Genomic DNA, 26,040 nt, shown 5'->3' with positions numbered 1-26,040 from the left:
CCCTGGCAGGGGATGATCATGGAGGACACCACCAAGATCGCGCTCGCAGCCGCTGTGGCTGGCGGATACCTACTCGGCCGCACGAAGAAGGGCCGCCTGGCCTTCACCGTGGCGACCTATCTCGCCGGTCGCCGCTTCGGGCTCGAACCCGGACAGCTCCTCAAGGAAGGCGCCTCCCGACTCAAGGAGATGCCACAGTTCGAAGAACTTGCCGAGCAGCTGCGCGGAGAAGCCCTCGACGCCGGCAAGCAAGCGCTGGCTGTCGCGGCCAACCGAAAGCTTGCCGACCTCGCCGGCGTACTGCACGAGCGCACCCTCGAACTCACCCGCAGCGGTCGAGACGAGGAGGAGGACGAGGAACCGTACGAGGACGAGGAAGCCGAGGACTACGCGGGAGAGGACGAGGAGGCCTACGCCGAGCCCGAGGACGAGGCCGAAGAAGACGAAGAGGAGGAAGACGAGGAAGAGGGCGAGCAGGGACCGGAGGCGGAGGCCGAAGAGGAGGAGGAACCCGAGGAAGAAGAGGAACCCGAGGAAGAGGAGCCGGAGGAGGAAGAGCCGGAGGAGGAAGCGGAAGAGGAGGAGCCTCCCCCGCGACCGCGCCGGACTCGCACCTCGGCTCGCGCACGCAGCAGCAAGGCCGCGGCACCCGCCCGAAGGACCGCGCGCCCCACCCCGGCGAAGAAGTCAGCACCTGCGAAGAAGCCGGCACCCGCAAAGAAGGCCGCCCCCGCAAGGAGGACGCCCGCGAAGAAGGCAGCGCCCTCCAGGGAGGCCGCACCCGCGAAGAAGGCCGCGGCGAAAAAGTCCTCCCCCGCCAGGAAGACGGCAGCGAAGAAGACCACTGGCGCCCGACCGGCAAAGAAGGCAGCGCCCGCCAAGAAGAGTGCCCCGCGCACGGCGGCTACGAAGAAGACCAGCGCCCCGCCGCGCAAGAGGAGCACAGCTCAGAGCCCGGCACGCAAGAGCGCTGCCAGCAGGGGCACCGCCAAGAAGACCACAGGCCGCAGCCCGGCACGCAAGACAGCCGCCAAGAAGACGGCGGCGCGCAAGCCGTCCACGCGGAGGTAGGCCATGGCAACCTCAGACCGCACAGGCTCGTCGGAGTCCCCCTCCGGGATGGACAAGCTGCTGAAGGAACTCACTGGATACCTCGCCGCCCAGGCCGACCAACTGGCCGACAAGGCGACCGACAAGCTCTCCGACGTCACCGACCAGCTCTACGACGTCGCCGACAACAACGGCAGCCTCTCGGACGTCGCCGGCATCGGCAGCCGGATCTTGCAGGGCGACTCCCCCCTGAAAGCGTTCGCCAGCCAGAAGCTCGGCAACCTCAAGGACAAGGTCACTGAAGCGTTCGGTGGCGGCAAAGGCAAAGGCCGTAAGAGCAGTGGCGGCAAAGTCGTCAACATCGTCGAGGCCCTCGACGTCGGCTTGCCGTTGCGCACGGTCTACGACCACTGGACGCAGTACGAGGACTTCAGCGGATTCACCAAAGGCGTCCGCGACGTCTCCCGCGACGATGACACCACCAGCGACTGGAAGGTCAAGGTCGGTCCCTCGACACGAAGCTTCAAGGCAACCGTTCAGGAACAGGTACCCGACGACCGCATCGTGTGGACCTCTCAGGGCGCCAAGGGAACGACCCGCGGCTGCGTCACCTTCCACGAACTGGCCCCGTCGCTGACCCGCATTGTCATCGTCGTCGAGTACTACCCCTCCGGGCTGTTCGAGAAGACCGGCAATCTGTGGCGTGCCCAGGGCCGCCGACTGCGCCTGGATCTGAAGAACTTCCTGCGCTACGCCATGCTCACCACCGACGAACCGGAAGGCTGGCGCGGCGAGATCCGCGACGGCGAGGTCGTCCAGACACACGAAGAAGCACTCGAAGAGGAACAGGCCGAAGAGCCGGAGGAAGGCGAGTACGAGGACGGCGGCTCCGAGGACGACGAGGAGGAGTACGCGGACGGCCAGGAGCAGGGCGAAGAAGGCGACGCGGACGAAGACGCCCAGTACAGCGACGAGGAATTCGAAGAGGAAGAAGAGGAACCTGAGGAGGAACCTGAGGAGGAAGAAGACGACGAGCCGGCTCCGCCTCGCCGACGCCGGCGCCGACAGCCCGCGTGAAGCCGTCCCTCTGAAGCAGCAGCGATCGACACGTGTGAGGGCCGGCAGGAGATCTCCCGCCGGCCCTCACCCCCGTATCACCTCGCGTATCAGCTCACCTCGGCGTGTCAGTGCTTCAGTGTGTCTTTGGCCTTCTGGGCTGTCTGCTTCGCGTCACCCAGCATCTGCTCCCTATGCCCCTTGGCCTCCAGACTCTCGTTCCCCACTGCCTTGCCCGTGGTTTCCTTCACCTTGCCCTTGGTCGTCTTGGCGACGTTCTTGACCTTCTTACCGGCGCCCATTTCTCTCACCTCCCGGCCGCTCCCGCTTGGCAGTACAAGCCTGCTCAGCTCCTACCCCCCGCGAGAACAGATAGGCATTTCGTGCTATCCGGGATAAAGAGGAACGATGCGGCGGCTGAACGGCCCACCTGGGTGCCCGCCGGTTCCTCTGATGTCCGGTGAGGATGATGTCCGGTGAGGGCCCAACGCACCACGCCGCTGTCAGCTCGCACTCCCGACGGCGGGGAGGGCCCCTATTCGGCACGGTGGGGTTTGTGCGGGGTCAACCGCAGGTGCGCCCTTGCAGGCAGGGTCCGGTCCGTGGACTGGCGGGCGCGTACCAGCGGCCCGTCGCGCAGCGCCTGCAGAACGGGGCCGGGCTCGGCGTCGGGCGTGAGGGTGATGGCGATATGGGCTTCGGGATGGCTCGACGAGCCGTCCATCCGTGCGCGGGCCTGGTGAACACCGGGCAGGTGCCGGGCGTCGGCGGCCAGAGCGTCGCCGAGGGCACCCTCGCGCAGTTCCACTCCGTCCACGGCGGGGGCTCCGCCCACGGACAGGCCGCCGGGGTGGGTGCGGCGCATCTGTGCCAGCAGCCACCACACGGCGAGCAGGGTGACGATGGCCAGGACGGCGATGACTGCGGGCCACCACCATCCTTCGTCTGCCCAGCGGGTGCGGTCGGCGTCGGCGAGCAGGACATCGTGGGGAGCGGTCAGGGGCCAGCCGTCGGGTGGTGTCAGTGACCAGCGTCGGTAAAGGTCAAAGCCGCCCGCCAGGATCATGAGGCCTGTGCCGAGCAGGACAATGCCTGCCAGGGCCAGCAGAACTCGGTTGACTGCGGATTTTCTTCTCATCAGATCCCCTTATGCCTTCTCCTGGGCAGCGAGCATCACAGGCGTTACTACCTGTGACGTGGGCGTACCCGGACGTCGAGCGACGGAGGGCGTGCAAGGGCGAGCCGGTCGAGGGCCTCCTGTAGAGCGGCCGAGAGATCGGCCTTGACGTCGAGGGGGGCGCGGAATCGCACATCCGCGCGCGCCTTGATCCGATGCTGGAAGAACCGGACCTTGGCAGCGCTGACCCCGGGGACGCGCATCGCGGCATCCCGCAGCTTTAGTTCCGCGGCCTCGCGGTCCAGTACGGCGCGCATCTTTGCGTCGGGGGTTTCAAGGGGCAGCTGGTGGCGAAGGCCCGGGCTCAGGGCCAGGATGATCAGCCAGAGGCCGATAATGGCGATGACGGCGGCCCCGATCTGTAGCGCCGGGTCATCCAGCGGGCGGGCGGCCAGTTCGTCGGCCAGGCGTATTCGCCAGCCTGCGGCGGCCTGGCCGGTGCGGACCCTGATGACATCGAACAGGAGGGTTCCCGCCGCGACCGCGATGATCAGGGCTGTGAGCGCGGCGGGTATGCGGCGTGCGGACCATGGGCGCCGAGCAGCCGAGTGTGGTCCGGCCGGAGGCCGCTCGTCCAGCAGCCCCACCGTGCGGAAGGTGGCCTCGTCCGTCTCGGTGGGCTCCTTCTCGGCCAGGGGATCTTGCTCGCGTTCCATGGCGGCTCTCCTTCCCGGTGGGAATGCGGTCCGGTTCACTGCACGCGGCGGTGCTCCAGGCTGTCGGCGGGGATCAGGTGCTCGATGGCAAGGGTGACTTCTGTGACGCGTATACCGGTCAAATGAGCCACCCGCTCACTGACGTAGTCCTGTAGCCGGCGGGAGACGCCGGCGAGGTCCGCCGGGTAGGGCAGGTCCAGAGTCAGTCCCAACCGGGCCGTGCCGCTGCCGACGGTGGCCGAGGCGCGCGGACCGGCCAGTTTCGGGTGAGCGCCCGAGGTGTCCGTGTGCGTGGCCAGTGCCTCTTTGGCGGCGCGGGCCGCGATGCGGGCGACCACCTTGTCCGGGATCACCGTGGCCCCTCGTTCGGCCGCCGGTAGCACCGGCGGGCTGGGGGCTGCCGCACCCCCGTGCGGCGCAGCCTCAGGTTGCGGGGTCACTGCCGGTTCCGGGAGCGCGTGAAGTCGGACAGCTCCAGGTCACCCTGCAACATGCGGCCGATGATCAGGCCCACCAGGCCCAGGAACGCCACGAGCAGGAACGCCCAGAAGCCGCCGAAGAATGCGGCGAAGCCCAGGGCCATGCCGGCAAGCAGGCCCACGGTTGCTGCGCTCATTTCACTCACCTGAATTTCGCGTCGGTTGTTTCGCGGCCCGCTGGATCCGGGGGCTGCGAGGAGTCATTGCACGCGTCCCTCGCCTTCCTGGTCGTCCTCCTCGTCGGGCAGGTGGACATCGTCGACGGCGATGTTCACTTCGACGACCTCAAGGCCGGTCATGCGTTCGACCGCCGTGATGACGCTGGTACGGACGTCGGCGGCGATGTCCACGATGGCGACGCCGTACTCCACGACGACGTCGAGATCGACGGCGGCCTGCCGTTCGCCCACCTCGACCTTCACGCCGCGGCTCACGCTGGGACGGCCGCCGGGGACCTTGTCGGTCACCGCCCCGAGCGTGCGGGCCATGCCGGAGCCGAGGCTGTGGATGCCCGGCACCTCGCGGGTGGCCATTCCTGCGATCTTCTCGACCACGCTGTCGGCGATGGTCGTCCTGCCCCGCGACTCGGGTGCGGTTCCGGCGCCGGTGGAGCCCGTCAGGGTCCTGCCCGCTGGACGTGACTCGTCTCCGCCCGAGGTGGGGTTAATGGTGTCCGACATGAGGACCTCCCCAGGGTGGATGTCCGGGCGCCGATGCGGCGCCCTCATGCTTAAGACACCTCGCGCGGACATTCCTCACGCGGCTCGTGCGGGGCAGCCCGCCTACCATCGAGGAATACGCACGCAGGCCGCAACGAGCGTCTTCGGCAGGAAGCGAGCGGCGGATGCGCAACCGGACCGACCCCTCCCCCCAGCCTGGCGCAGACCTGCGACCGGCAGCGCTGCCGGTCGGCGGCGTCACCACGGAGCAGGAGGCTGTCGGCACACTGAATGACAGCGTGCTGGCGATACGGGCCTCGGAAGGGGACGAAGACGCCTTCGCTGTCCTGGTCCGCCGGCACAGCAGCCGCCTGCTCGCCCTCGCCCAGCATCTGCTCGGCAACCGGGCGGACGCAGAGGACGCGGTCCAAGACGCCTTCATCAGCGCTTGGCGGCGGCTGCCGGAATTCCGGCACAGCGCCTCGTTCAGCACCTGGATGTACCGCATCGTGACAAACCGCTGCCTCAACACTCTGCGCCGCCGGCCCCATCCGTTGTCACTGGACACCGTCCCCGAACCGGCTGCCGTGGATGCGAACAGCTCACCACCCAAAGCGGCCGAGACGGACGCGGCAGCAGCCGCCCTGACACAAGCGCTCCTGGCACTGGGCCCCGAGCTCCGGGTGTGCTGGGTGCTGCGGGAACTGCACGGCCTGCATTACGAAGAGATCGCCCACGTGGTGGGCAGCAGTGAACAAACGGTGCGCGGCAGACTCTTTCGCGCACGACGCGCTCTGATGGAGGCGATGCGCCCATGGCGCTAGACGACCCACACCCGACCTCCAGCGACAAGCCCGCAGGCGTGCACGCCGCAGCGGCTGAAGCGTCGCTACATCCCGACGCGGAACTGCTGGCGGGTGCGGAACTCCTGCCCTGCGGACGCCCCCTCGGCCATGCCTGGCAACAGGCCCGCAGCGCGGCCGGCGCAGCAGACCCGCACAGCAGCCGCTGTCCCCACTGCCGCGAGGCCATCGAAGGGCTGACAGCCCTGGACCGGGCAACCCGTGCTCTGCGCGCCGAGGAACAACCCGACGGTCACAGCCTCGCCACCCGGGTCATCAACGCGGTCCGCAGCGAGGTACGGCTCGGCACCAAGCTGCTACTCGACGACCCCGATCACGACCTGCGCATCGCCGAGAGCGCGGCCGCGAAAGTGCTGCGCCGGGCCGCCGACACCGTCCCCGGCATCCGCGCCGCCAGCTGCCGCGTAGCCGCGGCGAAGGACGACCACGCCGTCCATGTCGTCCATGTCGTCGTCATCACGGTGGCAGCCACGCTCGACCAGCCGCTGCGAGGGCGGGCCGAGGCAGTACGCCAAGCCGTCCTCCACGCCGCCGAACACGTCCTCGGCCTCGCCGTCACCACCGTCGACGTGGAAGTCAACGCCGTTCTGGGAGCCTCCCGCGTGCATGGTGACGAGCGGCACGAACTGAGCGAACGATGAACGCCTCCCACCACGGGAACATCCACCGAGCGGCAGCCCGGGCCGCCCTCGACGTGCCCGGCGTACTCGCTCTCCAGCCCGCGCTCGCCGACCGGCTGGCACTCGCAGCCTCCCGCGTATACGAAGCCGTGGCCGCAGGTGCCACCGGGCGCCACGAAGCAGCCGGCGTCCGCTGCGAGCTCACCACGGTCGGCGCTTGGCACGTGGAGGTGCGCTGCATCCTGGATAAGGACCACCGCGTCGTCGACGTCGCCCGACGGGTCCGCGAAAACGTGCGGAGGGCCGTCACCTCCTACGTAGCCCAACAAGGCAGGGCGGCGCCCGTCACCGTCGTGGTCACCGTCACCCGCACCGTGTAGCCCGCCGGGCATGCCATCCGCCTGGGTTCGCTTACGCACTGCGGGTCGACGGTCTTGCCGCTTTGGCCAGGCGGTCGTCGGCACATGGTTGGCCTGGTCCGCGCGCACCATGGAGCTACCTCAACGATTTCGGCGAACGTAGCGTTCTCGTTGATTGAAACCGGGTAGGTGGCACACAGGGAATTACATAGGGTTCTCCCATGGATTCGGGAATTGGTCCTGTCGACGACGAAAACGCCGGGCCGTAGCTGCGGGAGGCAAGCGTGAAGTTCATCCTGGGGCGGCACGGACATAAATGGAGACGGCGCTGGACGCTTGTTCGCTGGATGCGACGACCTCTGGTGGGGATCCTCTTGCGACTGACAGCATGGGGTCTGCGAGTGACGGTTTGGGCCGCTCGCCGGGCGCTGCGCCGCAAGATGAAGCGCGTCCTGCATGGGTTACAGACGCCCGCGACACGCTCGGGTATGGATGCCGGGTTCGATTGCAACCGCCCGGCTGGGAATAGCCCCTCGCAGCGTGGACCTCACTTGCTCGGACCAAGGTCAGTCGTGAGTGTGGTGACCGAAGGAAACGGCTTCGCCCGCTCGCACAGGGAAGCCGTTTCGCGTATCCAAGGGCCCGGCGTCCGGTTGCCGTTTCCTGCTAATGCCTAGCATTCCTGAAGAGGCGGAAGATGCCGAGGAGGATGAGGGAGCCGACTATCGCGGCGACCCACGTCGAGATCTCGAAGAAGCCGTCGATGGAGTCGACTCCAAAAATCACCTTACCGAGCCACCCACCGAGCAGGGCGCCCGCGATGCCTATCAATATGGTGATGATTATGCCACCTGGATCCTTCCCGGGCATCAGCATTTTGGCGATGATACCCGCGAACAGTCCTATAAGAATCCAAGCAAGTATGCCCATGATTCCTTCCTGTCTCGTCGCACAAATTGGCGGCGCACTCCGATTTCCGCTATCTAGGCGGATCCGAGCCTTTTACCCGTGCCAACGCCATCAACCACTCGCCCAACGGCCAATGATGGACGCTCAGCTCAACGCATCCTTGCCCTTCTCCTTGACACGCCGGGCATTGCCCCGGGCTTCCAGAGCTGCACCCTTGGCGGCCAGTACCTCCTTACCCATGGCATGGGCTGCTTTCTTTACAGCCCTTCCCGCGACTCGCTCTATCTCAGCCTTCGCTTTCTCACCGGCGCCCATATCGTCCCCTTAAGTCTTACGCTATGCATATGTCCGCACTGGCGGCTCGCAAACGATTCAGGCGAACCCATTCTCTGTGGCCGCAACATCGTGGGGCGCCACAAGGCTCAGCGGGGCGTCGATGGCGTCCGCAGCCAGTTCACAGGGGGGCAGGCGACGAGATCACCGGCGAGGTTGCCCAGCTGGCCAGCCGATGAACCACCGCGCCCGCATCCAGAGCACGGCTACGACCATCCCGCAACCCGACCCGCACACGAGCGCAAACCCGCAGATGAGTAACCGGACACCGCCCACGGTTGCCTTCGCCCAGCACCGGCACCACCCCGGAAACCGGTCCGCGCCTCAGACGGCCTTTGGGCGACTCCATTTCGCTCAGCACCCCCGGGGGATGGCGCGCGGAGCGGTGCCGCGGTCGCAGGCGTCGGCCCAGCGCGCCACGAGGCGCGCCTGATCAGGGTCTGGTCAGGAAGCCCACGCTGCTGGCGGCTGGTGAGTCGCTGCACAAAGGTGCAGGTCAGATGACATGAGTCCACATGGCCAGCGACCGAAGCGACTGAACTTCAAACAATCACGTGCGGAATACGGGAGCCTGCCTCACAGCCATCCCGTCAGGCGTCTGCGCCCTGCGCGGGCCTTTCCGAGCGTTCCGTCTTCCGGCCTCTGCTGCCTGCGGTGAGCGTGGTCGGGTCGACGGCTTCCGCGGGGGCGCCTGTGGCGTAGAGGCCGTCGGGGACGGTGTCGCGGTCATGCGGCAGGAGCCAGAAGACCCGGCGGCGGAAGGTGCCGCTGGAGCGTGAAGGCTTGGCCTGGGGGCCGAGCTGGGAGTAGCCGACGAGGCGGCCGTCGCGGTGGTAGGCGGGTTTGCCTCGGCGGGTGGGGAGGCGGTCGAGGGACTGGCGGACGTAGTCGAGTTCGGTGACGTCTTCGAGCCAGATGAGGTCGATTTCGTGGTGGATCTCGTCGTCGGAGATGAGGGAGCTCATGGGTTCTCCTCTTCTGCGAGCAGTCCGATGCCGGGGTAGTACTTCTTGGAGTTGGACGAGATCATTTCTTTGGGTGAGGCGAGGCCTACGAGCTCGCGTGCCCGTGCTGCGAAGGCGCGGGAGGAGATGGTGGGCGCGCCTTCATTTTGGCACCAGGTGCGGTAGACGTTGTAGAGGCGGGCCTGTTCGGCACGGTGGTCGGTGTGGAAGGTGCAGGACTCCTCGAAGAAGCGGCCGGTGTGGTCTTCGGTCTCTGCGTACGCGGTGGTGGCGATGCGGACGGGGTCGGGATGGCGCAGCCTACCGCTCAACTCAACAGGCCATGCCCTGCAAGAGATTTCGCCAGTTCTCAATCGCCGTCGTCACCCTGGCGTAGCTGGCCTGCTGCGATCCGGGCTTCACCGGCCAAGGCGGTTCAAGATCACTTGTCAGAGGGCACTGGCTCCGGATACCTGGCCCTCGGGGTGGGCGCTTCGGGCTCGGTGGCGGCGAGCCGGGCCGCGAATGCCAGCTCGTCGGCGTTAGCGCTGGGGGCCAGCCGGAGGAGCTCGCCGAGCACAGGAGGCCGCCCAGTTCTGGTCGGTGCAGCGCTGACTGCGCACCGTCCTGCCACAATGCCGCCACGACCGGGGCCCGGGGGGGGTGGTCATGGGCGGTTCCCTTCGCGTGGAGGCAGTGCTGGCAAGGGTGGTTTCGCGCCAGGTATTCCCCGGCTGGCCTGTTTGGCGGTGGCGAGAGCGGCGGGGCGTAGGGTGCCGGGCCCGTATCGGGCGCGGGCCCGGTCGGTGACGGCTTCGATGGCCAGGGCGTGGTCGTCCCCGGGGCCGAGGGCGAGTTGCTGGGTGGCCTGTGCTGCGGGTCGAAGGCCGTGTGCGCGCAGGCTGATGGCACGGACGCGGGCCCGCTGGAGGCCGAGGAGGGTGTAGAGGTCGTACGCGGTGGCGGCGAGCGGGCGGGTGTGGGCGGTGGGTTCGTTCAGGGTCCGGCTGCGGGTGGTGCTGGTGCGGTCGGCGTAGCGGACGGACAGCTCGAGTCCGCTCGCGGCTTGCTGCCCGTCGCGGAGGCGGGCGCCGAGTTCCTCTGCCAGGTCCAGCAGGGCACGGCGGTGCTCGGCTGGGTCCAGGACGTCGTGGTCGAAGGCCCGGTCGGCGCCGAGAGACTTGGCCACGGCCTGGGTCTGTACGGTACGGAGATCCTGGCCGTGTGCGTGGGCGTGGAGCGCGCGGCCGGCGGCGGCGCCGAAGAGCCGGATCAGGGTGGCCACGGGGGTGTCAGCGACGTCGCCGATGGTGTGCAGGCCGTAGGTGCGTAGCTTCTTGGTGCTCGCGGGGCCGACCCCGTGGAGGGCGGCGACGGGCAGCGGCCGCAGCCACGCCTGCACGTGGCCGCCTTCGATGACGGTCGTGGTGCCGGGCGCGGTGGCGGCGGCCGCCATGGTGGCCAGCATGCGGTTGGGGGCGATGGCGCACGTCGTCAGCACGCCATGGAGGGCCATCGTGCGCAGCCGCAGGAGCGCCGCGATGTCCTCGGGGGTGCGCCTCCAGTAGCGCAGGGCACCGGTGATATCGAGGTGTGCGGCGTCGGGCGGGATCGGCTGCACGCGTGGGGTGATGTCCTCAGCGAGCATCAGGAGCTGGGCGAACAGAGCCTCGCCGGTGTGGTGGGGGAGGTGGAAGTGGACGTGGAGGATGCGTCGTTCGTTCATGGTGCTCACCCGGCGCTTCCGGGGCTGGTGTAGCCGAGGCTTTTGAGGTCGGCGGACCGGGTGCCTGCGGGCTGAAGGTCCGCGTAGGGGTGGAGGCGGGCGCCGCTGGTGCCGTTGGCCAGCGTCCGCGTGGGCACCCCGCTCTGGGCGGGGGTGGGGGCAAGCTGGTCCTGGCCGAGGAGGGCAAGGACTGCTTCGGGACCGTGGTCGCGGCGCGCGGCGGCAAGCTCTTCGAGGTCCCACACCAGCTGGCCGACGACGGTGCGCCGGGGCCCGCGGGCTTCAACGGTGCCGCGCACGAGCAGGAGCGCGGAGTGGAAGACGGTGTGGGCGACGGCGTCGTGGCTGTCTTCGAAGAACGCGATGTCCACGAGCCCGGAGCCGTCCTCCAGGGTCACGAAGATGACCCGCTTGCCCGAGGGGATCGGCGGCGTCTGCGTGGAGGCGCGCACACCGGCGACCAGGACTCGCTGTCCGGGACGCATGTGCTTGAGGTGGGCGGCGTCGGTGGCGCCGATCTCGCGCAGCAGCCGGTGGTGGTGGGTCATCAGGTGCCGGGACACGTCGATCTTCAGCACGTCGATCTCGGCGCTGAGGGCCTCGCGGCTGGTCATCTCCGGCAGCCCGGCCGGCTCGGCGGTCACCAGGTCCCCGCCGAGGGGAAGCTGCCCGGCGGCCGGGCGCGCCTGGGCGTGGGAGTGGAGCTCGGCGGCCTGCAGGAGGAGGTCGCGGCGGGTGAGCGGGCCGCGCAGCGCGTCGAGCGCGCCGATCTGGATAAGGCGCTCGGCGACCGGCAGGGCGGGCCGGGCCCGCTGCCAGAAGTCCTGGAGGCCGTTGTAGGTCTGGCCGGCGGCGATCCTGGCGACCTCGTCCTCGCTGATCCCCTTCACCGAGGACAGCGACAGCCGCACCCCCCACACCCCGCCCTCGGTCTGCTCGATCCGGTGCTCGGCGGCGGACCGGTTCACGTCGACCTGGAGAACGGGCACATTGTGGCGGCGGGCGTCGGAGACGATCACCCGCGCCGGCCACATCCCCGGATCGTGCTCCAGCAGTCCCGCGTACAGGGCCGCCGGGTGGTGGGCCTTGAGCCAGGCGGATTGCAGAGCGGGTACGGCGAAGGCGACCGCATGCGCGCGGCAGAACCCGTACGCCCCGAAACCCTTGATGATGTCCCACACCTCGTCCAGGACCGCAGGCGCATATCCGCGGCCGGCGGCCTCCCGCTTGAACCAGCCCTCCACCAGCGGCAGACGCTCCTTGTCCGCGAGCGCGCGCCGGGCAACCTCGGCGAGGGCGCGGTCGCAGCCGGTGAGCACGGCGAACATGTCGATGATCTGCTCGTGCCAGATCGTCACCCCGTACGTCGACGCCAGGACGGGGACGAGGTCGGGGTGGGGGTAGTGGGGGGCGGCGCCGTGGCGGGCGGCGATGTAGAGGGCGGGCATGCCGCCTTTGACCGGGCCGGGCCGGAACAGCGAGATGTCGGCGATGACGTCCTGGACGTCGCGCGGCTGGAGCCGGCCGACGAGGTCCTGCTGGCCGGGCGACTCCAGCTGGAACATCCCGACCGTGTCGGACGCCCTGATCAGTTCGAAGGCGCCGGGGTCGCCGAGCGGTACGTGGTCGGGGTTGTCGAGGTCGATCTGGCGGCCCGTCGTGCGGCGGACTTCCTTGACGGCGTGGGCCATCGCGGACTGCATCCGCACCCCGAGTACGTCGAGCTTGAGCAGGCCGAGGTCCTCGACGTCCTCCTTGTCGGCCTGGACCATCGGGTAGCCGCCCGGCGTCGGCTGCACCGGCAGCCGCTCCAGCAGCGTCGCATTGGAAAGGATCACCCCGCACGGGTGCATCGCGATCCCCCGCGGCAGCGCGTCCAGGCCTTCGGCCAGTTCCCACAACGGCCCGAACGAGCCGGCCTCCGCGGCGAGCTGCTTCAGCTCCGGCAGTTCGGCGAGCGCGCTGCGGATGTCGCAGGCCCGGATGTGCGGGAAGCTCTTTGCGATCCGGTCGACAACCTGAGGCGCGATCCCCAGCGCGAGGCCAGTGTCGCGCAGCGCGTGGCGGGCCCGGTAGGTTTCCGGCATGCCCGTCACCGCGACCCGGTCGGTGCCGAAGCGTTCGATGATCCGGTCGCACACCTCCAGCCGGCGCGCGGACTCCACGTCGACGTCGATGTCCGGCAGTGACCGGCGCCGCACCGACAGGAACCGCTCGAAGAGCAGGTCGTGGTCGAGAGGGTTCGCCGTCGCCACGAACAGGCTGTGGTTGACCATCGAACCGGCGCCCGACCCCCGGGCGGCGACCCGGATCCCCATCGCGCGGACGTCCGCGACAACCTGGGCGACCGCCAGGAAGTACGCCTCGTACTCCAGCTTCCCGATCACCCCGAGCTCGTACTCCAGCTGCCCGACCGCACGCCCGTCCTGATCCAGACCGCGGGCGAACATGCCCGCCTCGCACCGCTGGCGCAGCAGCCGCATCGCCCCGCCCGGCCCCGTCTCGGCGCCGACGACTTCAGGCTCGGGGAAATGCGGCCGTCCCAGACCCAGATCGGCGACCGGATCGAGAACGCACTCCTCCCCGGCCCGCACCGTCTCCGCCAGCAGGGCGGCCGCGCGCCCCGGTCCGGCTCCGGACGCCTCCGCGATCCGTTCCGCGTCAGCCCGCATCGTGGCGGGGTCCTTCAGCCAGCGCTCGCCGCAGTCCAGCCTCCGGCGGTCGATCGGCCGCAGCAGCCGGCCAGCATCCAGCACGTCCGCGATCCGGTGCTGCGCCGGATCGGCGTACCGCACCGCGTTCGACAGCACCGCTGGGACGCCGAGCCGGTCGGCGAGACCGAGCGTGCGCGCGGCCAGCCGCAGCGAACCCGGCCCCGTCCCAGGAACACCCCAGCACACCGCCTCCAGCCGCAGGTTCACACCGGCCAGCCCCCGCCACGGAACGATCAGTCGCTCGGCGAGGTCCGGCCGCCCCGCCGACAGGGCACGCACCGGCTCGGAGAGCGGCCCCAACAGGACCAGCAGCTCCTCGTCGGCGTACTGTCCGAGCGTCTCCCAGGACACCACCGGCGGGCCCCCGGCCGCGTGCGCTGCCGACACCAGGCGACAGAGCCGCGCCCACCCCGCGGCACTCCGCGCCAGCAGCGTGACCCGCAGCGGCGGCTCTACCACGTGCGCCCCGCCGCGCACCGGTGTACGGGACTTTCCTGTGGAGCCGTTGCGGAGCGGGGTGTGGGGGGCCACGGCGACATCGACGCCGAAGACGGGCCGGATGCCGGCAGCGCTGGCCGCCTTCGCGAACCGCACCGCGCCGGTCACGGTGTCCCGGTCGGTGAGAGCCAGGGTGCCGATGCCGCGTTCGGCGGCCCGTTGCACCAGGTCACGGGGGTGGGAGGCGCCGTAGCGGGTCGAGTAGCCGCTCGCCACGTGGAGGTGAACGCCGTAACGCATGCCCACCTCCCATAGACGAACAGTTTCAGCCGATATGGCTGGTTCTCTTCCTTCCAAGATATCGAACAAAAATCGAACAAGGCGAATCGGTTACTCCGCCGTAGGGATGCGATCACCGGCCGGACGCGGTGAGCTGAAGAACCGAAGACGACCGAGGGCGGCGAGAGACGTGGCACGACCTCTGTGGACGGGAAATCTGTCGTTCGGCCTGGTCAGCCTGCCGGTAGGCCTCTACACCGCCACCGACAGCCACACCATCCACCTCCACCAGCTCCAGCGCGGCACCTCCGACCGGATCCGCAACCGCCGGGTCAACGAGCGCACCGGCAAAGAGGTCGAGCTCGACGACATCGTCAAGGGCTACGACACCGGCGCAGACGAGTACGTCCTGGTGGAACCTGCGGAGCTTGATGAGATCGCCCCAGGCCGCTCCCGCGCTCTGGACATCACCGGTTTCGTGGACCTGGACGAGGTCGAGCCGATCTTCTTCGACAAGACCTACTACCTCGGCCCCCGCGGCAGCGAGTACGGCAAGATCTACAGCCTCCTGGAACAGGCCCTCGCAAAGGCCGGCAAGGCCGGCATCACCACATTCGTGATGCGCCAGCACGAGTACCTGGTCGCCGTGAAGGCCGAAGACGGCCTCCTGACCCTGCACACCCTGCACTGGGCTGACGAGATCCGTGACCCGAAGAAGGAGATCGACAGCCTGCCAGGCAAGGCGAAAGCCACGGCCAAGGAACTTCAGATGGCCGAACAGCTCATCCGCGCCATGAGTATGACCTGGGACCCCGGCGAGTTCCACGACACATTCCAGAAGAAGGTCACCGCTCTCATCGAGGCAAAGAAGGCCGGCGAGACGGTCGAGAAGGCGGAACCCGCCGCCGAGCCGACCGGCGTTGTTGACCTCATGGAGGCCCTGCGCGCCAGCGTCGAGCGCGCCTCAAGCCCGAAGACCACGGGCGGCAAGGCCACGGTCACCGGGAAGACCGGGGCCGAGAAGAAACCGGCGGCGAAGAAACGGATCCGCTCCGCCCAGAAGGAAGACCTGACAGCCCTGCCGAAGGCCGACCTCTACAAGAAGGCGGCCGCCGCGAACGTCGCCGGCCGCTCGAACATGACCCGCGACGATCTGGTGAAGGCGCTGTCCCAATGAGCGAGGCAGGTCACGACGACCACGACCCGTCCACCTTCACGACCGCCCGCGAACGCCTCGCAGCCGACCGCGCCGACACCCTCGCACGGGCCGCCGCGCTGGCCCGCGACTACGACGGAATCGTTGCAGCCAACGCCCTGGTCGCGGTCGACGACGAGCACGACCCTGAGGGAGGCAGCACCGCCTTCGAGCGAGCCCACGTGGCCACCCTGATCGCGCAGACGCGCGAACACCTGGAAGAAGTAGACCAAGCCCTGCAACGGCTCGAAGAAGGACGCTACGGACAGTGTGAACACTGCGGCGCGGCGATTCCGCCCGAACGCCTGGCGATCCGCCCGACCGCCACGACCTGTGTCCACTGCGCGTCCGATCCGCTGCGGTCGCGTCCCGCCTGATGCTGACCTGCGTGCCGGTGCACCGGCGAATCGCGCCGGGCTCGACAGCAGCAGCGCCCCGGCCGCCGCTGCCCGTGGACGTGCTCCGGCTCCGAACCCACAGCGCTGGTTTCGGAGCCGCAGTACATGCAGGCAGTCTTGGGACGGCGCGCGGCGCTCCACGACGCGCGATCTGTGGCTTGATGCCTCGTTTCCACAGCAAGCGGCGGTACTCGTCGAAGTCGTAGCCGCGGTCCGCGAACAGCCGCTTGGGGCTGCTGCGAGGCCGACCCCGCAGACCCCTGAGACGAGGAATGGCGTTCAGGAGCCGGATCAACTGCGTTACGTCGTGGCGGTTCCCGCCGGTGAGCGACACGGCCAGCGGAGTGCCGTGCCGGTCCACGATCACGTGGTGCTTGGAGCCTGGACGTGCGCGGTCGACGGGCGAGGGGCCCACATGATCCCCCCTTTCAGCGCCCTGACGTGAAGGTCCGCGATGGCGGAACTGCCGTATCTGGCGCCGGGCGAGGAGACGGCGGCGCAGGCCCGGGCAACGCTGGTGCCGGCCTCGCTGGCGAAGGACCTGGAGTACGACTATGTGGTGCTGGACCCGCCGCGATCGTCTCCGGTGAACCCGACGAACGCACCGGCCTGCGCCGCCTCTACGTGTGCCTCACCCGTGCCGTCTCGGGTCTGCACGTCCTGCACGCCGCCGCGTTGCCGGCGGCCCTCGGGCCTGCCCTTCCGTAGCTCCGGTGGACACGGCCGGTGGACGGCAGGACGATGGACGTGTTCACACCTCCCCGGGCCCGGTTCTTGCGTGATCAATCCGAGGAAGGACGAACGATGAAACCCCGCATTCGACTGGCCGTGCTGGCGCCCGTGCTCATGTCCTCGCTGGCACTCGGGTCGGCACCGTTGCTGGCGGCTTCCGCGCAGGCGGCAGCAGTGCCTTCCCTGACGTGCAGCGTGAAGCAGACCCCCAACACCACGGGCAAGTACAACGTCTCGGTCACAGGAGCCCAGCCGGGGACGACCGTCACCGTCCGCGGTGGTAGTGCGACCAACCAGTTCATCTTCGCCACCAATGCCGACGACGACGGGAACGCCTCCACCAGCGGGTTCATCCCGGCCGGCAAGGTGACGGCTTCGAACCAGGACGACAAGGTCACCTGTGGCACCGTCAAGCAGGCCGAACAGAAGAACGCCCAGGACCAGTACAACGCGGGCTTCCAGAGGGGTCTGTTCGAAACACTGAAAACCTGCAAGCAGCAGTCCGCCAACCAGGGGCTCACGCAACCGGACCCGAACTACGAGCGCGGCTACAACGCGGGCGTGGACAAGGCGCTCAGCAGCCCCAAGTGTCAGTAGTGCTGACCACCCGTCACCGAAGCAGCCGGCGGCCGGCGGCTGGGAAAGGGCCTTGCGCCACTCCGCGACCGCCGGCGCCGAGACCGGGGCGTCCCACCCCTGCGGCCGGGCCGCCCCACCGATGTGGAAGGCGTCGATGCCCGCGGTCCGCAGCCGCGGCAGGTGCGCCATGGTGAGGCCGCCACGGACCATGATCCGCGCCACGTACCCCGACTCGCTCCGCCGCGCCGCCTCGGAGAGCAGCAGGGGAAGGCCCTCGTCGACCCCGTCGGCCGAACCTGCCGTCAGGTAGGCGTCGAGCCCCGACAGGTCGGCGAGGGCCTTGCGCGCGTGGTCGTGGTCCGCCGCCCGGTCCAGCGCCCGGTGGAAGGTCCAGCGGCAGCCCTCCAGCTCCGCCAGGACGGCCTCCACCTCGGCCAGGTCGGGGCTGCCGTCCGGGGCCAGGAACCCGAGGACGAACCCCTGCGCCCCCTCCGCCCCCAGCACCCGTGCCCCTAACACACTCACTGTTGAGCCGCTGGGTCGGCCGCTCCCCTTATCCGCGTGAGCGACGCCCACGATGTACTCGGCCTGGCTCGTTCGGCGCGGACACGACCCGTACCCGCCGGCGCGCATCGCCGTACGGAGCAGGTTCCGGCGGGGCTTCCAGAGCCGGGTCCTGGTCGTGGACCGGCATATGCGCCATATCGTGACGACTGGTTCCGTCTGGCGTTGCTCCGGGCATGAATGACGATCTGCTGGACTTGCCCCTTGATGTAGCCGCGCCTGAAATTGGTCAGCGAGGACGAGGCGAGGGCCCTGATGGTCCTGCTCGGGCTGCTCGGGCTGCTCGACTTCGACGGCGTGGCGCAGCCCGAGGATGTCCGTCATGGGGCCGGGGCGATGCGCTTTCGCATCGGGTCCCGCCTGGCACTGCCCCTGTAGAGGGGAAGCCGTCTACTGGGTGGTGTCGAAGGGGACGGTCTCCTAGGTGACGGTTGCGCCGGGGCAGTCCTCGGCGAGGCCCAGGAGTGCGTCGCGCTCGCGGTCGTCGGCAGTCAGGGACCAGCGCAGCTTGGTCTCGACCCGGCCGGTGACGTGCGCGCAGTGGTAGGTGGCGGTCGGGGGCATCCATTCGGCCGGGTCCTTGTCGGCCTTGGCGGGGTTGGACTTCGCGGTGACCGCGATCAGCGAGGTCGGGCTGGCCAGGTCGTTGGCGTAGGCCCAGCGGCGCTTCGCGGTCCAGTCTGAGGCTCCAGCTGGCGGGGAGCGTCATTCGAACCGTGCGGATTCCCGGCGCCGGAGCGGCTGACAGGCACAGGCGGAAACGTTCAGCGGCCGTCGCGGCGCCATTCGTAACGCCACACCGCGTCGAAGTAGCCCTCCTCTTCCAGGGAACCGCGCTGCGGCGGGCCGAGAAGGCGTGCTGCTGCCACGCACCGTTCGTCGTCGTGGAGGGCAAGCCCGTGGACGGCAGCCAGCTGGACCAGACGGTCCGTATCGTCCAGCGCAGCTGCCATGGCGTCCGCGAACACGGGATCGTGGTCCCTGCCCTCGGCAACCACGCGGCAGGCGGTCTTCCGTACCACCGCGTCGGGATCGGCCATCAGCCCCAGCAACGCCGTGCGAGCATCGCCGGAAAAGGCCGGCGGCGAGGACAAAGCACTGAGCCCCTGCGCCACCGCACGCCGTACCCGGGCATCGGGATGGCCGGCGTGCGGCACAAGGGCCGCCTCCGCGCGGGGGTCGCTGTGTTCTCCAAGAGCGACCAGCACCTCGGTGAGGACGGCGACGTCCGTCTCAGCGGCTGCCCAGCCGGTGAACAGGTCCAGAGCGGAACCAGCGAACGCGTCCTCGTCGCTGTCGTCGAACAGATGCATGAGGCGGAGCACTTCGGCACCGAACAATCGGCGGGATGGGTCCGGGCTCGTACGCAGTACCGCCGCAGCGGCCCAGGTCGCCTCCTCTCGCCGTCCACTCAACTGGAGGCTGGCACGGCTCCACGTTGCATGGTCCTGCTGATCGACTTGGGCCAACGCGCGGTCCATCAGCTCCTCGAACGAGGTTCGTACCCCGAGCAGTTCCTCGACGTGCGTGAGGATCGCCCCATGGCCGTCCCGCACAGTGATGCCACCAAGGGTGAACTCGACGACGCTGTCGTACTCGCCGTCTTGAACCCGCTTACGGCCGACAGCGTCCCGGGATCCGGTACGGCGTCGCAGCTCGGCCTCGACCCCCGTCTCGTGCCAGCGGCGCGCGAGGTCCCGGGCCTCCAGGAGTTCGATCTCGGGATACCTGCCGCTGATCTCGTGGTCCAGGAGCGCCTCGAACAGAGCGGGCGAACCCGAGTCGACCGCCTCACTCAGGGGGATGAGGTCATCGGCGCGGCACTGGCCCGAATCCGCGCCGTACTGAAGCAGCAGTTGGGCGACGCGCCCGGCATGCGTCCGGACGGCCAGGCAGAACGCTGCGTCCAGGTAGTCGGAGTCGCTCTGCTCGTGGAGAAGGATCCTCACCAGGTCCGTGTCTCCAGCCTGGACCGCGGAGATCAGAGAGGACTGGCCGTCCACCGCATTGCTCGTACCCGTACCCACCCCCGTGATCCTGTTCCCCCGTAGCGTTCTCGCAGCTCAGTGTAGATCTGCCGAAATCGGCCAGACGGGGCGGATATCAGCCGGCACGGCCTGGCGGGCTTGCCTGACGACCGAATCAGGCCGGGGTGTGGAGGACCGTCGGCAAGGGCACGCTGGCGTGCTTGGAGGTAGGCGGTCCAGTCGGCGGCGGTGCGGCGGCGCCACTGGACGGCAGCGCTGAACGCCTTCGAATCACCTTCGCCGGCCGACTCTCAGCCGCCCGCCGCTGAACCCCCAACAACTCCAAAACCACCATTAACTTTACGGACCCGACGCTCGGCCAGGGGCGTCAAGCAGACACTGAGTCCGCACCGTCGAGGATGGCGAGTTCTCGGGCAGTGGCCTGGCGTTTCCACTCGGGTGCGACGGTGGCGTAGGTGGTGACGTCGTGCCAGCAGCCCTTGGGTGCGGAAGAGCTGGCGAAGGGGGGCCTCGGGGCGGAGTCCGGCGGCGTGCATGATCCGGGCCATGTGGTGGTGGTCGCTGCGGTGCCCGGCCCAGATGCGGTGCAGGCCCAGGTGCCCGAAGCCGTAGGCCATCAGCAGGCGCCCTGCCTCGTGCCCGTGGCCGCTCACCGGAGCGCCCGGCAGCAGGACCAGGCTGGTGAGCATTGCGTTGCTTCCGTAGTCCTCGACGAGCAGCCCTGATTTCACCGGGTCATTTGAGAGCCACGACTCCGGTGTGAGTGGGAGCCAGGGGTGGGCTGTTCGTGGTGGTGATGTACTCGCCGTGCGGTGGACGGCCTCCGGCGAGTTCGGGAGCCACTGATTCCCAACGGTGTTGTCAACCGGCGGTAGTGACCACTGTGGTCGGGTCATACCGCTGTCGCGCCTGTGTGGGCCGCAGCGGTCTCGAAGAGCTTGTGGTCGCGCAGGAGGGCCCAGAGCACGTTCAGGCGGCGCCGGGCGAGGGCCAGGACGGCTTGCTTGTGGGACTTTCCCTCCGCGCGTTTGCGCTGGTAGTACCGCTTCGATTCAGGGCAGCACACGGTGGCGACCTGGGCAGAGAGATAGAACATTCGCAGCAGTCGTCTGCTGTAGCGCCGGGGCCTGCGCAGGTTACCGCTGACCTTGCCCGAGTCACGGGGGACCGGGGCCAGGCCGGCCACACCGGCGAGCCGGTCGGAGCTACCGAACACAGACATGTCTCCACCGGTAGCGGCGATGAACTCGGCGCCCAGCGTCATGCCGATGCCTGGCATGCTGGTGATCACCTCTGCGTCGGGATGCTCCCGGAACCGGGCCTCGATCTGGGCTTCGAGCTCCGAGATTTACTCGTCGAGGGCCGTCACCGCCGCGGCCAGCGTGTGGACCATCCGCGCGCAGGTCCTTTCCCCGGGAACGACGGTGAACTGGGCTTCTCCGGCGGTCACCGCGGCCTCGGCCGTGCTCTTGGCAGCGGTGCTGGTGCGCACGCCGTGGTTCTTCAGTCAGGTCGTGAGCCGCGACCGGCCGATCCTTCGCAGGGCTGCGGGGGTTTGGTAGCCGGCCAGCAGAATCAGCGCGCTCTTGGAGGTGCTCAGATCGAAGGCACGCTCCAGGGCGGGGAAGTACTCCAGCAGCTGCGCGCGGAGGCGGTTGATCGCGCGGGTGCGGTCGGCCGCGAGGTCGATCCGGCGCGCGGTCAGAATCCGCAGGTCTACTGCGATCTCACCGAGCTCCTGCAGGGGCTGCAGGTCACGGCGCATACGGGCGGTGCCGGCGATGATGAACGCGTCCTTCGCGTCCGTCTTCCCGCTGCCCCTGTAGGCCGCTGAGGCGTGGTGCACGGTCCGGCCGGGGATGTAGAGCAGCTTCTGGCCGTGGTTGACCAGCAGCGCGATCCACAATGAGGCCCCGCCGGCGTTCAGGTCCACGGCCCAGGTGCCCGGGCCACCGTCGGCTCCCCAACACGTCACCAAGGAGTTCGAGCAGTTCAGCCTCGCTGTCCGGCACACGCCGCGACGGCAACGTCGTCCCGTTGGCGTCGATGACCGTGCAGTGGTGTTCGGCCTTCCCCGCGTCCGTCCCGGCCCACAATTCCGGCACCGATCCTCCTCCGACGTGGTGTTGTGTCCCAGCAGACGACCTCGCCGACGCATCCATACGAGCGATTCAGTTCGCGTATCCCAATTAGCGGCCGAGTCGTCGCGGGGTGCTGGGCGGCCAATCAGTGGAAGCCACATCCTCGGCTATCGGGTGACAGCCATACCCAGCACCTCTGGGTGCTCCGATCCTACGAATGACCGGAACGGCCCACAACGAACGGTATGGATCGGGTGACCTTCCCAGCCGTGCGGTGTGTCCGGGGATGCAAGCGTGGGGGGTGTCGATAGCTTGTGGGGGTGGGCCCTGGGCTGCCTCCCTGACAAGACGTGGCCGGGGCCCGCCTTTGTTCAGGCCCTGGGCGGGAAGCTCTCGTCGTGGATCTCCGTCGGCGAGACGCTGTGGGCGGGGAGGCACTCCATCAGGAGGTGGCTCCCCTGTCGGCCAACCGGGCGGAAGCCCGCTTTTGCCCAGGCCCGGATGGCATGGGTGTTGGATGCTTCGGGATCGACGGTCACCTGCGTCCAGCCCAGCACCGTATGAAGATGCCGGACGAGTGCGCGGGCGGCGTCGGGGCCGAGGCCTTTGCCCTGCGCCTGAGGCAGGAGGACCATGTCGATGCCGCCCTGGCCGGGGCCGGCGGGTGCGTACTGGACATAGCCGACCGGGATGGTCTGGGCGAGGATCAGGAAGGACTCCACGTCGGGGCGGCGTCTTCCCGTGTACTTCGCGGCGACTTCCTCACGGGTGAGAGGCTGTCCGCCCCAGTTCCGCACGAATTCGGGGTCGGTGAACCAGTCGGCGAGCAGTGGCAGATGTGCTTCAGTGGCCGGGATGAGGCAGGTCAGATCGCCTTCGATGACGCAATTCTCCGGTTCGCTATGCATTGCCGTGCCTCTCCCGGCAGGTGTTCTTCCGGGTTCATTGTCCCGGGAAGAGGGATTCCTGGGTGGCCTGGAAGCGGTAGGACTCGGTGCCCGTCTGGATGAGGGTGCAACGGAAGGTGATCCGGTCGGCGATGGCCGCGCAGAGGCGGGCGTCGCCGAAGGTCTTGTCCCACTCGGTGAACGGTGAGTTCGTGGCGACCGCGGTGGCCTTGCGTTCCTCACGTTCGGTGAAGATCTGGAACAGGAGCTTGGCGCCCTTGCGGTCCAGGTTGAGGTAGCCGAACTCGTCCAGGCACAAAAGGTCGATCTTGCTGTACCGGGCGATCACGGAGGACAGGCGGCGGTTGGCGTCGGCCTCGGCGAGCTCGTTGACCAGTGCGGATGTGGTGGTGTAGCGGACGGACAGTCCGGTCTCGGCGATCGCGGTGCCGATCCCGATGAGCAGCCGGATCCACCTGAGTTCGAATCGAAGTACACCGGCTCGGGTCCGCTGCCGTCTTCCAGGAGGGTTGCGACCCGGCCCTGGTGCGACGTGCCGTACTCCTCGGACGTCCAGATTTCGTCCTTCTCCATCAGCGCCTCCCACACCACGCCATGGGCGGTGTCCCCGCCCCGGGTCAGACGATCCCGCACCCGAGCGGCGGCCGTAGAGGAATCGACCAAATCCCTGAAATTCCGGCGCATCACACTAGGTGGTCGGCAGCGGTTCCGCGGCGGGAACGGTGTCCTGCTTGAGGGCCCGGTCGTGCAGGGCGCTGTCGTGCGGGCTGGGTCGTGCGCCATGGCCCCGCGGGGCTCTTCCGTCGTGACCTCGTGTGGGCCCGGTGGGGCCCTCGGCCGGATGGCCGCGTGGACGTCAGGCCGGACGGCCTTCGAGGCCGTGCCCTGGGTCCTCCGGGGTTCGGTTGGCGCGTGCCCCCGGACACCCGGCACAAACCCGGGGATCGGGCGGGGTCCCTGGGGACGGCATGAAACCGGGGATGCCGGGCAGGTGCCCACCCATGACTGACGACCGACCGGCCGGGCGAAACGGGTCCGCGCCATGACGGGGGACGACGCGAGGTTGAAGGCGATCGCGGCACTGGTAGGCCTGCGCGGCGGCGTCGGGGCGGACTACGTCTCCGAGCTGCTGGGAGAGGTCACGCCGGACCGCTTCACGGTGCCCGTCGAGGCGGACGCGGCGGAGATCGGCCTGTCCGTGCTGCAACAGGTGTCGGGACCTGTCAATTCGCTGATCAACGGCTTCATCCTGGCGTTCGAGGTGCTGGCGGACGCCTATGAGGAGATGGATCCCGGGACGTCCACCGAGGAGGTCCTGCAGGAGCTGGCCCTGCGCATCGCGAGCGAGCCCGACTGAGGGCCGGCCGCCAGCCGGAGGAAACTCACGGGGTGGAGGATCGACGGCGAAGACCCCGCGAACCGGGGCCTTCGCCGTAACGGGTCAGGTGTACAGGCCGCTGTTCGGGCCGTCGGCGCAGGCCCGCCAGGCCGGGCGCGGGCCGTCAGAGCGCGGGCGGAAACCTGTCCCAGGCCCGGTGTCCCGCCAGGGCCTCGGCGGCCGCCCGCACCGCCTCCGTAGCGCCCTCGCTCACGATGATTGCCCGGCCCCTCCGGCGGTGCGATGCCCGCGGCTTTGAGGACGGTCCGCGCCCCGTTCCATCCGCCGACCGCCTTGCCGTGCCGGCAGGCCTCGGCGAGCAGGAGCACGACCCTGGGTCGGGGGCCGCCTTCCCGGTGCTGCCCGTGTTGCCGGTGTTCCGGGCCTTGGCTTCCCGGGCCCCGTGGGCGTCGGCGGCCGGGGCGGGCGCGCCGGCGGACAGGACGGCGTCGAACTCGACAGAACGGGCAGTGGCGAAGGTCCGCTGGACCTCGACGGGATCGCCGTCCGCGTCGGGCATGCCGCCCGCCGGCGCGATGATCAGCGGCACCGTGCCTGGGTCCAGGACGGCCTGCCGGGCGGCGCGTACCCCGTCCGGGTCGGTGCCCCCGTCGGCGACGATCCCGACCACACGGCCGTCCGTCGGCCAGCTTCCGCCCATTTGCGACAGCGCCGGACTGGCGTCCGCGGCGACGAGGGGGACGGTCGCCTTCGGCACCGGCAGGCCGAGGCCCCCTCGGCGACGTTCCGGCACAACCGGGGATCGATGTTCGCCAGCACGGCGAGAGCGCGTTCCTTGACCGGCTGCTCGACGCACTTGCTCAGTTCGAAGGTGTACGCGGCGATGATGTGCTCGCGTTCCGTCGGGGTCATGGTCAGCCAGAAGAGCCGTGGCTGTGTGAAGTGGTCCGAGAAGGAGGCGGATGCCTCGCGGACCTTGCTCTCCTCGGGCACCCTTGCGGGCGCCTCGATGTACGCACCCATCACTGCCCGGCCGCCAGCACGTCGAGCAGCTCCCAGAGGGTCCCAACCGCACCAAGGCGTGGCTCGCCGACCAGCGCCAACACCGCGGCCGGCTCGACGCCGAGCAACCGCGGGCGCTGGCCGAACTCGGGTTCCAGTGGGCGTAGTAGAACCTCCCAGGGTTTCGGCCGGAGGGATCGGCTCCGTTCTCCCGAGAGGAGATGGGGCTCCGGCATGTGGCGAGTCGCTGGTGGCGTCGCCGAGTCCAGGACAACTGCGGTGGCACCGTGGCCGGCCCCCTCCAAGACCCCCAGGGCCGTGCCCTGGGGATCACGGCAACCCGGGGGCCGCCGACGGCCCCCTGAGCGCCTTTCAGGTGGCCGCGCGACGAAGGGCTGCGGGGTCCGGCGGGCCGCTCAGGGAGGCGTGCAGCGGCCAGTCCGAAGCGATGATCCGCCTCGCGATGATCGACCTGATGAGCCGCAGGCTCACACGAGAGTCGACTCCGAACTGGCGCGACACCTGAGCACATGACAATGGAGCACCGCAAGCTCGCCAACGACTCCCAAAGCACCATGCACGGCAATCCGCCAGGTCAAAACTCCTTCAGGTGGCCGGGTTCTGGGCAGGGCACCCGCCCCCGTACTCGTTCGCGCATATCGGATTACCCTCTCTGTCGCTGAGGCGGAAGCAGTGGCCGTAGGCCCACACCGTGATCGAATCGGGCCGACGCTTGACCTCGAACGGCTCGTCGCCAGACAACGTCCCACCCCAAGTACCGTTTCCCGGGGGCAAGTGGGTGACCACGATGCAGGTGTCCTTCGGCCAGATCCGGTGGATGTCCGCCCAGGGCTCCACAGTCAGCTCCAGCAGGTCCTCGCCATCGTTGCTGACCGCCAGCCGCGCCGTTCTCCCCGCGAACACTCCAGGACCCCCACTCGACCTTGCGCCGTCACGCGCGCCACTGCGCAAGATGCGGGCGCATACAGCAC

Annotated in this window: 25 protein-coding genes and 7 pseudogenes; 12 read left to right on the top strand and 20 right to left on the bottom strand. The window is 69.0% G+C overall.

The features are described 5' to 3' along the window. The first annotated feature begins 18 nt into the window (after positions 1–18). Both SLAV_RS41355 and SLAV_RS38165 read left to right on the top strand, forming a co-directional pair. Positions 19–1,071: a hypothetical protein gene (locus tag SLAV_RS41355; RefSeq protein WP_030239706.1), complete on the top strand. Its 1,053-nt coding sequence runs from the start codon at positions 19–21 to the stop codon at positions 1,069–1,071. 3 nt (positions 1,072–1,074) lie between these two features. After that, complete coding sequence (locus SLAV_RS38165) at positions 1,075–2,127, top strand: SRPBCC family protein (protein WP_030239704.1); 1,053 nt, start codon at positions 1,075–1,077, stop codon at positions 2,125–2,127. 107 nt (positions 2,128–2,234) lie between these two features. Here SLAV_RS38165 and SLAV_RS38160 read toward each other — a convergent pair whose 3' ends face one another. From SLAV_RS38160 to SLAV_RS38135, 6 genes are all read right to left on the bottom strand, one after another. Beyond that, entirely contained in the window at positions 2,235–2,408 is a 174-nt protein-coding gene (locus tag SLAV_RS38160; protein ID WP_030239702.1) for a CsbD family protein, read from the bottom strand. 233 nt (positions 2,409–2,641) lie between these two features. Then, positions 2,642–3,244, bottom strand: a complete 603-nt coding sequence (locus tag SLAV_RS38155; RefSeq protein ID WP_030239700.1) for an Asp23/Gls24 family envelope stress response protein — start codon at positions 3,242–3,244, stop codon at positions 2,642–2,644. A 47-nt stretch (positions 3,245–3,291) separates the two neighbouring features. After that, positions 3,292–3,939 (bottom strand): DUF6286 domain-containing protein, encoded by a 648-nt coding sequence (locus tag SLAV_RS38150; RefSeq protein ID WP_063760372.1) that lies wholly within the window; start codon positions 3,937–3,939, stop codon positions 3,292–3,294. A 35-nt stretch (positions 3,940–3,974) separates the two neighbouring features. Continuing rightward, positions 3,975–4,292 carry an Asp23/Gls24 family envelope stress response protein gene (locus tag SLAV_RS38145; RefSeq protein WP_078950647.1) on the bottom strand — a complete coding sequence of 106 codons (318 nt, stop codon included), beginning with the start codon at positions 4,290–4,292 and terminating at the stop codon, positions 3,975–3,977. A gap of 83 nt (positions 4,293–4,375) precedes the next feature. After that, positions 4,376–4,555, bottom strand: a complete 180-nt coding sequence (locus SLAV_RS38140) for a DUF2273 domain-containing protein (RefSeq protein WP_030239695.1) — start codon at positions 4,553–4,555, stop codon at positions 4,376–4,378. 63 nt (positions 4,556–4,618) lie between these two features. Beyond that, positions 4,619–5,098, bottom strand: coding sequence for an Asp23/Gls24 family envelope stress response protein (locus SLAV_RS38135; RefSeq protein WP_037688794.1), 480 nt, complete (start codon positions 5,096–5,098; stop codon positions 4,619–4,621). A 164-nt stretch (positions 5,099–5,262) separates the two neighbouring features. On the opposite strand from SLAV_RS38135, the gene SLAV_RS38130 reads away from it, so the two are divergent. Genes SLAV_RS38130 through SLAV_RS38120 form a run of 3 tightly spaced genes read left to right on the top strand, consistent with a single transcriptional unit; the run spans position 5,263 to position 6,940 of the window. Continuing rightward, positions 5,263–5,901 carry an RNA polymerase sigma factor gene (locus SLAV_RS38130; protein WP_078950646.1) on the top strand — a complete coding sequence of 213 codons (639 nt, stop codon included), beginning with the start codon at positions 5,263–5,265 and terminating at the stop codon, positions 5,899–5,901. Continuing rightward, positions 5,892–6,581, top strand: a complete 690-nt coding sequence (locus SLAV_RS38125) for a hypothetical protein (protein ID WP_078950645.1) — start codon at positions 5,892–5,894, stop codon at positions 6,579–6,581. The genes SLAV_RS38130 and SLAV_RS38125 overlap by 10 nt, the downstream gene beginning before the upstream one ends. Next, positions 6,578–6,940: a hypothetical protein gene (locus SLAV_RS38120; protein ID WP_051841410.1), complete on the top strand. Its 363-nt coding sequence runs from the start codon at positions 6,578–6,580 to the stop codon at positions 6,938–6,940. Before SLAV_RS38125 ends, SLAV_RS38120 begins: the two co-directional genes overlap by 4 nt. Before the next feature lie 645 nt (positions 6,941–7,585). On the opposite strand, the gene SLAV_RS38115 is transcribed toward SLAV_RS38120, so the two are convergent. The 6 genes and pseudogenes from SLAV_RS38115 to SLAV_RS38095 all read right to left on the bottom strand — a co-directional run bounded on the left by SLAV_RS38115 (position 7,586) and on the right by SLAV_RS38095 (position 14,283). Beyond that, entirely contained in the window at positions 7,586–7,849 is a 264-nt protein-coding gene (locus tag SLAV_RS38115) for a GlsB/YeaQ/YmgE family stress response membrane protein (RefSeq protein ID WP_030239676.1), read from the bottom strand. 123 nt (positions 7,850–7,972) lie between these two features. Beyond that, positions 7,973–8,143: a hypothetical protein gene (locus tag SLAV_RS41665; RefSeq protein ID WP_167456817.1), complete on the bottom strand. Its 171-nt coding sequence runs from the start codon at positions 8,141–8,143 to the stop codon at positions 7,973–7,975. A 608-nt stretch (positions 8,144–8,751) separates the two neighbouring features. After that, positions 8,752–9,126 carry a DUF6009 family protein gene (locus tag SLAV_RS38110; RefSeq protein WP_030239674.1) on the bottom strand — a complete coding sequence of 125 codons (375 nt, stop codon included), beginning with the start codon at positions 9,124–9,126 and terminating at the stop codon, positions 8,752–8,754. Further along, positions 9,123–9,425 (bottom strand): annotated as a pseudogene (locus SLAV_RS38105) (primase-like DNA-binding domain-containing protein); the annotation flags it as partial. The gene SLAV_RS38110 and the pseudogene SLAV_RS38105, both read right to left, overlap by 4 nt. 347 nt (positions 9,426–9,772) lie before the next feature. Continuing rightward, complete coding sequence (locus SLAV_RS38100) at positions 9,773–10,831, bottom strand: DNA polymerase Y family protein (RefSeq protein ID WP_078950653.1); 1,059 nt, start codon at positions 10,829–10,831, stop codon at positions 9,773–9,775. 5 nt (positions 10,832–10,836) lie between these two features. Next, on the bottom strand, positions 10,837–14,283 hold the full coding sequence (locus tag SLAV_RS38095; protein WP_030239666.1) for a DNA polymerase III subunit alpha: 3,447 nt from the start codon (positions 14,281–14,283) through the stop codon (positions 10,837–10,839). On the opposite strand from SLAV_RS38095, the gene ku reads away from it, so the two are divergent. Both ku and SLAV_RS38085 read left to right on the top strand, forming a co-directional pair. Further along, complete coding sequence (gene ku, locus SLAV_RS38090; protein ID WP_244225275.1) at positions 14,282–15,439, top strand: non-homologous end joining protein Ku; 1,158 nt, start codon at positions 14,282–14,284, stop codon at positions 15,437–15,439. The genes SLAV_RS38095 and ku overlap by 2 nt on opposite strands. Beyond that, positions 15,436–15,834 (top strand): TraR/DksA family transcriptional regulator, encoded by a 399-nt coding sequence (locus SLAV_RS38085; RefSeq protein ID WP_037688792.1) that lies wholly within the window; start codon positions 15,436–15,438, stop codon positions 15,832–15,834. Before ku ends, SLAV_RS38085 begins: the two co-directional genes overlap by 4 nt. Before the next feature lie 157 nt (positions 15,835–15,991). Here SLAV_RS38085 and SLAV_RS38080 read toward each other — a convergent pair. After that, positions 15,992–16,279: pseudogene (locus SLAV_RS38080) on the bottom strand (transposase); the annotation flags it as partial. A gap of 33 nt (positions 16,280–16,312) precedes the next feature. Here SLAV_RS38080 and SLAV_RS42905 point away from each other — a divergent pair. Together SLAV_RS42905 and SLAV_RS38070 are read left to right on the top strand one after the other, a co-directional pair. After that, positions 16,313–16,563 (top strand): annotated as a pseudogene (locus SLAV_RS42905) (AAA family ATPase); the annotation flags it as partial. 96 nt (positions 16,564–16,659) lie between these two features. Then, positions 16,660–17,184, top strand: a complete 525-nt coding sequence (locus SLAV_RS38070; RefSeq protein WP_158740904.1) for a hypothetical protein — start codon at positions 16,660–16,662, stop codon at positions 17,182–17,184. A 45-nt stretch (positions 17,185–17,229) separates the two neighbouring features. On the opposite strand, the pseudogene SLAV_RS38065 reads toward SLAV_RS38070, so the two are convergent. Further along, positions 17,230–17,685, bottom strand: a pseudogene (locus SLAV_RS38065) (copper homeostasis protein CutC); the annotation flags it as partial. Between the two features lie 300 nt (positions 17,686–17,985). On the opposite strand from SLAV_RS38065, the gene SLAV_RS43300 reads away from it, so the two are divergent. Further along, entirely contained in the window at positions 17,986–18,108 is a 123-nt protein-coding gene (locus SLAV_RS43300) for a hypothetical protein (protein ID WP_267884274.1), read from the top strand. Between the two features lie 42 nt (positions 18,109–18,150). Here SLAV_RS43300 and SLAV_RS43765 read toward each other — a convergent pair whose 3' ends face one another. From SLAV_RS43765 to SLAV_RS38040, 5 genes and pseudogenes are all read right to left on the bottom strand, one after another. After that, complete coding sequence (locus SLAV_RS43765; protein ID WP_158740901.1) at positions 18,151–18,294, bottom strand: hypothetical protein; 144 nt, start codon at positions 18,292–18,294, stop codon at positions 18,151–18,153. Between the two features lie 200 nt (positions 18,295–18,494). Beyond that, on the bottom strand, positions 18,495–19,757 hold the full coding sequence (locus SLAV_RS38060; protein WP_159038074.1) for a HEAT repeat domain-containing protein: 1,263 nt from the start codon (positions 19,755–19,757) through the stop codon (positions 18,495–18,497). Positions 19,758–20,610: 853 nt separating this feature from the next. Further along, a pseudogene (locus tag SLAV_RS43295) lies at positions 20,611–21,823 on the bottom strand (IS110 family RNA-guided transposase). Positions 21,824–22,170: 347 nt separating this feature from the next. Further along, positions 22,171–22,707, bottom strand: a complete 537-nt coding sequence (locus SLAV_RS38045) for a GNAT family N-acetyltransferase (protein WP_030239647.1) — start codon at positions 22,705–22,707, stop codon at positions 22,171–22,173. A 34-nt stretch (positions 22,708–22,741) separates the two neighbouring features. Continuing rightward, positions 22,742–23,293: an ATP-binding protein gene (locus SLAV_RS38040; protein ID WP_078950643.1), complete on the bottom strand. Its 552-nt coding sequence runs from the start codon at positions 23,291–23,293 to the stop codon at positions 22,742–22,744. Between the two features lie 456 nt (positions 23,294–23,749). Here SLAV_RS38040 and SLAV_RS38035 point away from each other — a divergent pair, with 456 nt between their 5' ends. After that, positions 23,750–24,064, top strand: a complete 315-nt coding sequence (locus tag SLAV_RS38035) for a hypothetical protein (protein ID WP_158740899.1) — start codon at positions 23,750–23,752, stop codon at positions 24,062–24,064. A 145-nt stretch (positions 24,065–24,209) separates the two neighbouring features. On the opposite strand, the pseudogene SLAV_RS38030 reads toward SLAV_RS38035, so the two are convergent. Next, a pseudogene (locus SLAV_RS38030) lies at positions 24,210–25,066 on the bottom strand (catalase-related domain-containing protein); the annotation flags it as partial. 418 nt (positions 25,067–25,484) lie between these two features. On the opposite strand from SLAV_RS38030, the pseudogene SLAV_RS43455 reads away from it, so the two are divergent. Beyond that, a pseudogene (locus tag SLAV_RS43455) lies at positions 25,485–25,574 on the top strand (IS5 family transposase); the annotation flags it as partial. Positions 25,575–26,040 lie beyond the last annotated feature (466 nt).

This window comes from Streptomyces lavendulae subsp. lavendulae, assembly GCF_002803845.1.
GTDB lineage: Bacteria > Actinomycetota > Actinomycetes > Streptomycetales > Streptomycetaceae > Streptomyces > Streptomyces lavendulae.
This window is presented reverse-complemented; position numbering and strand designations above follow the sequence as displayed.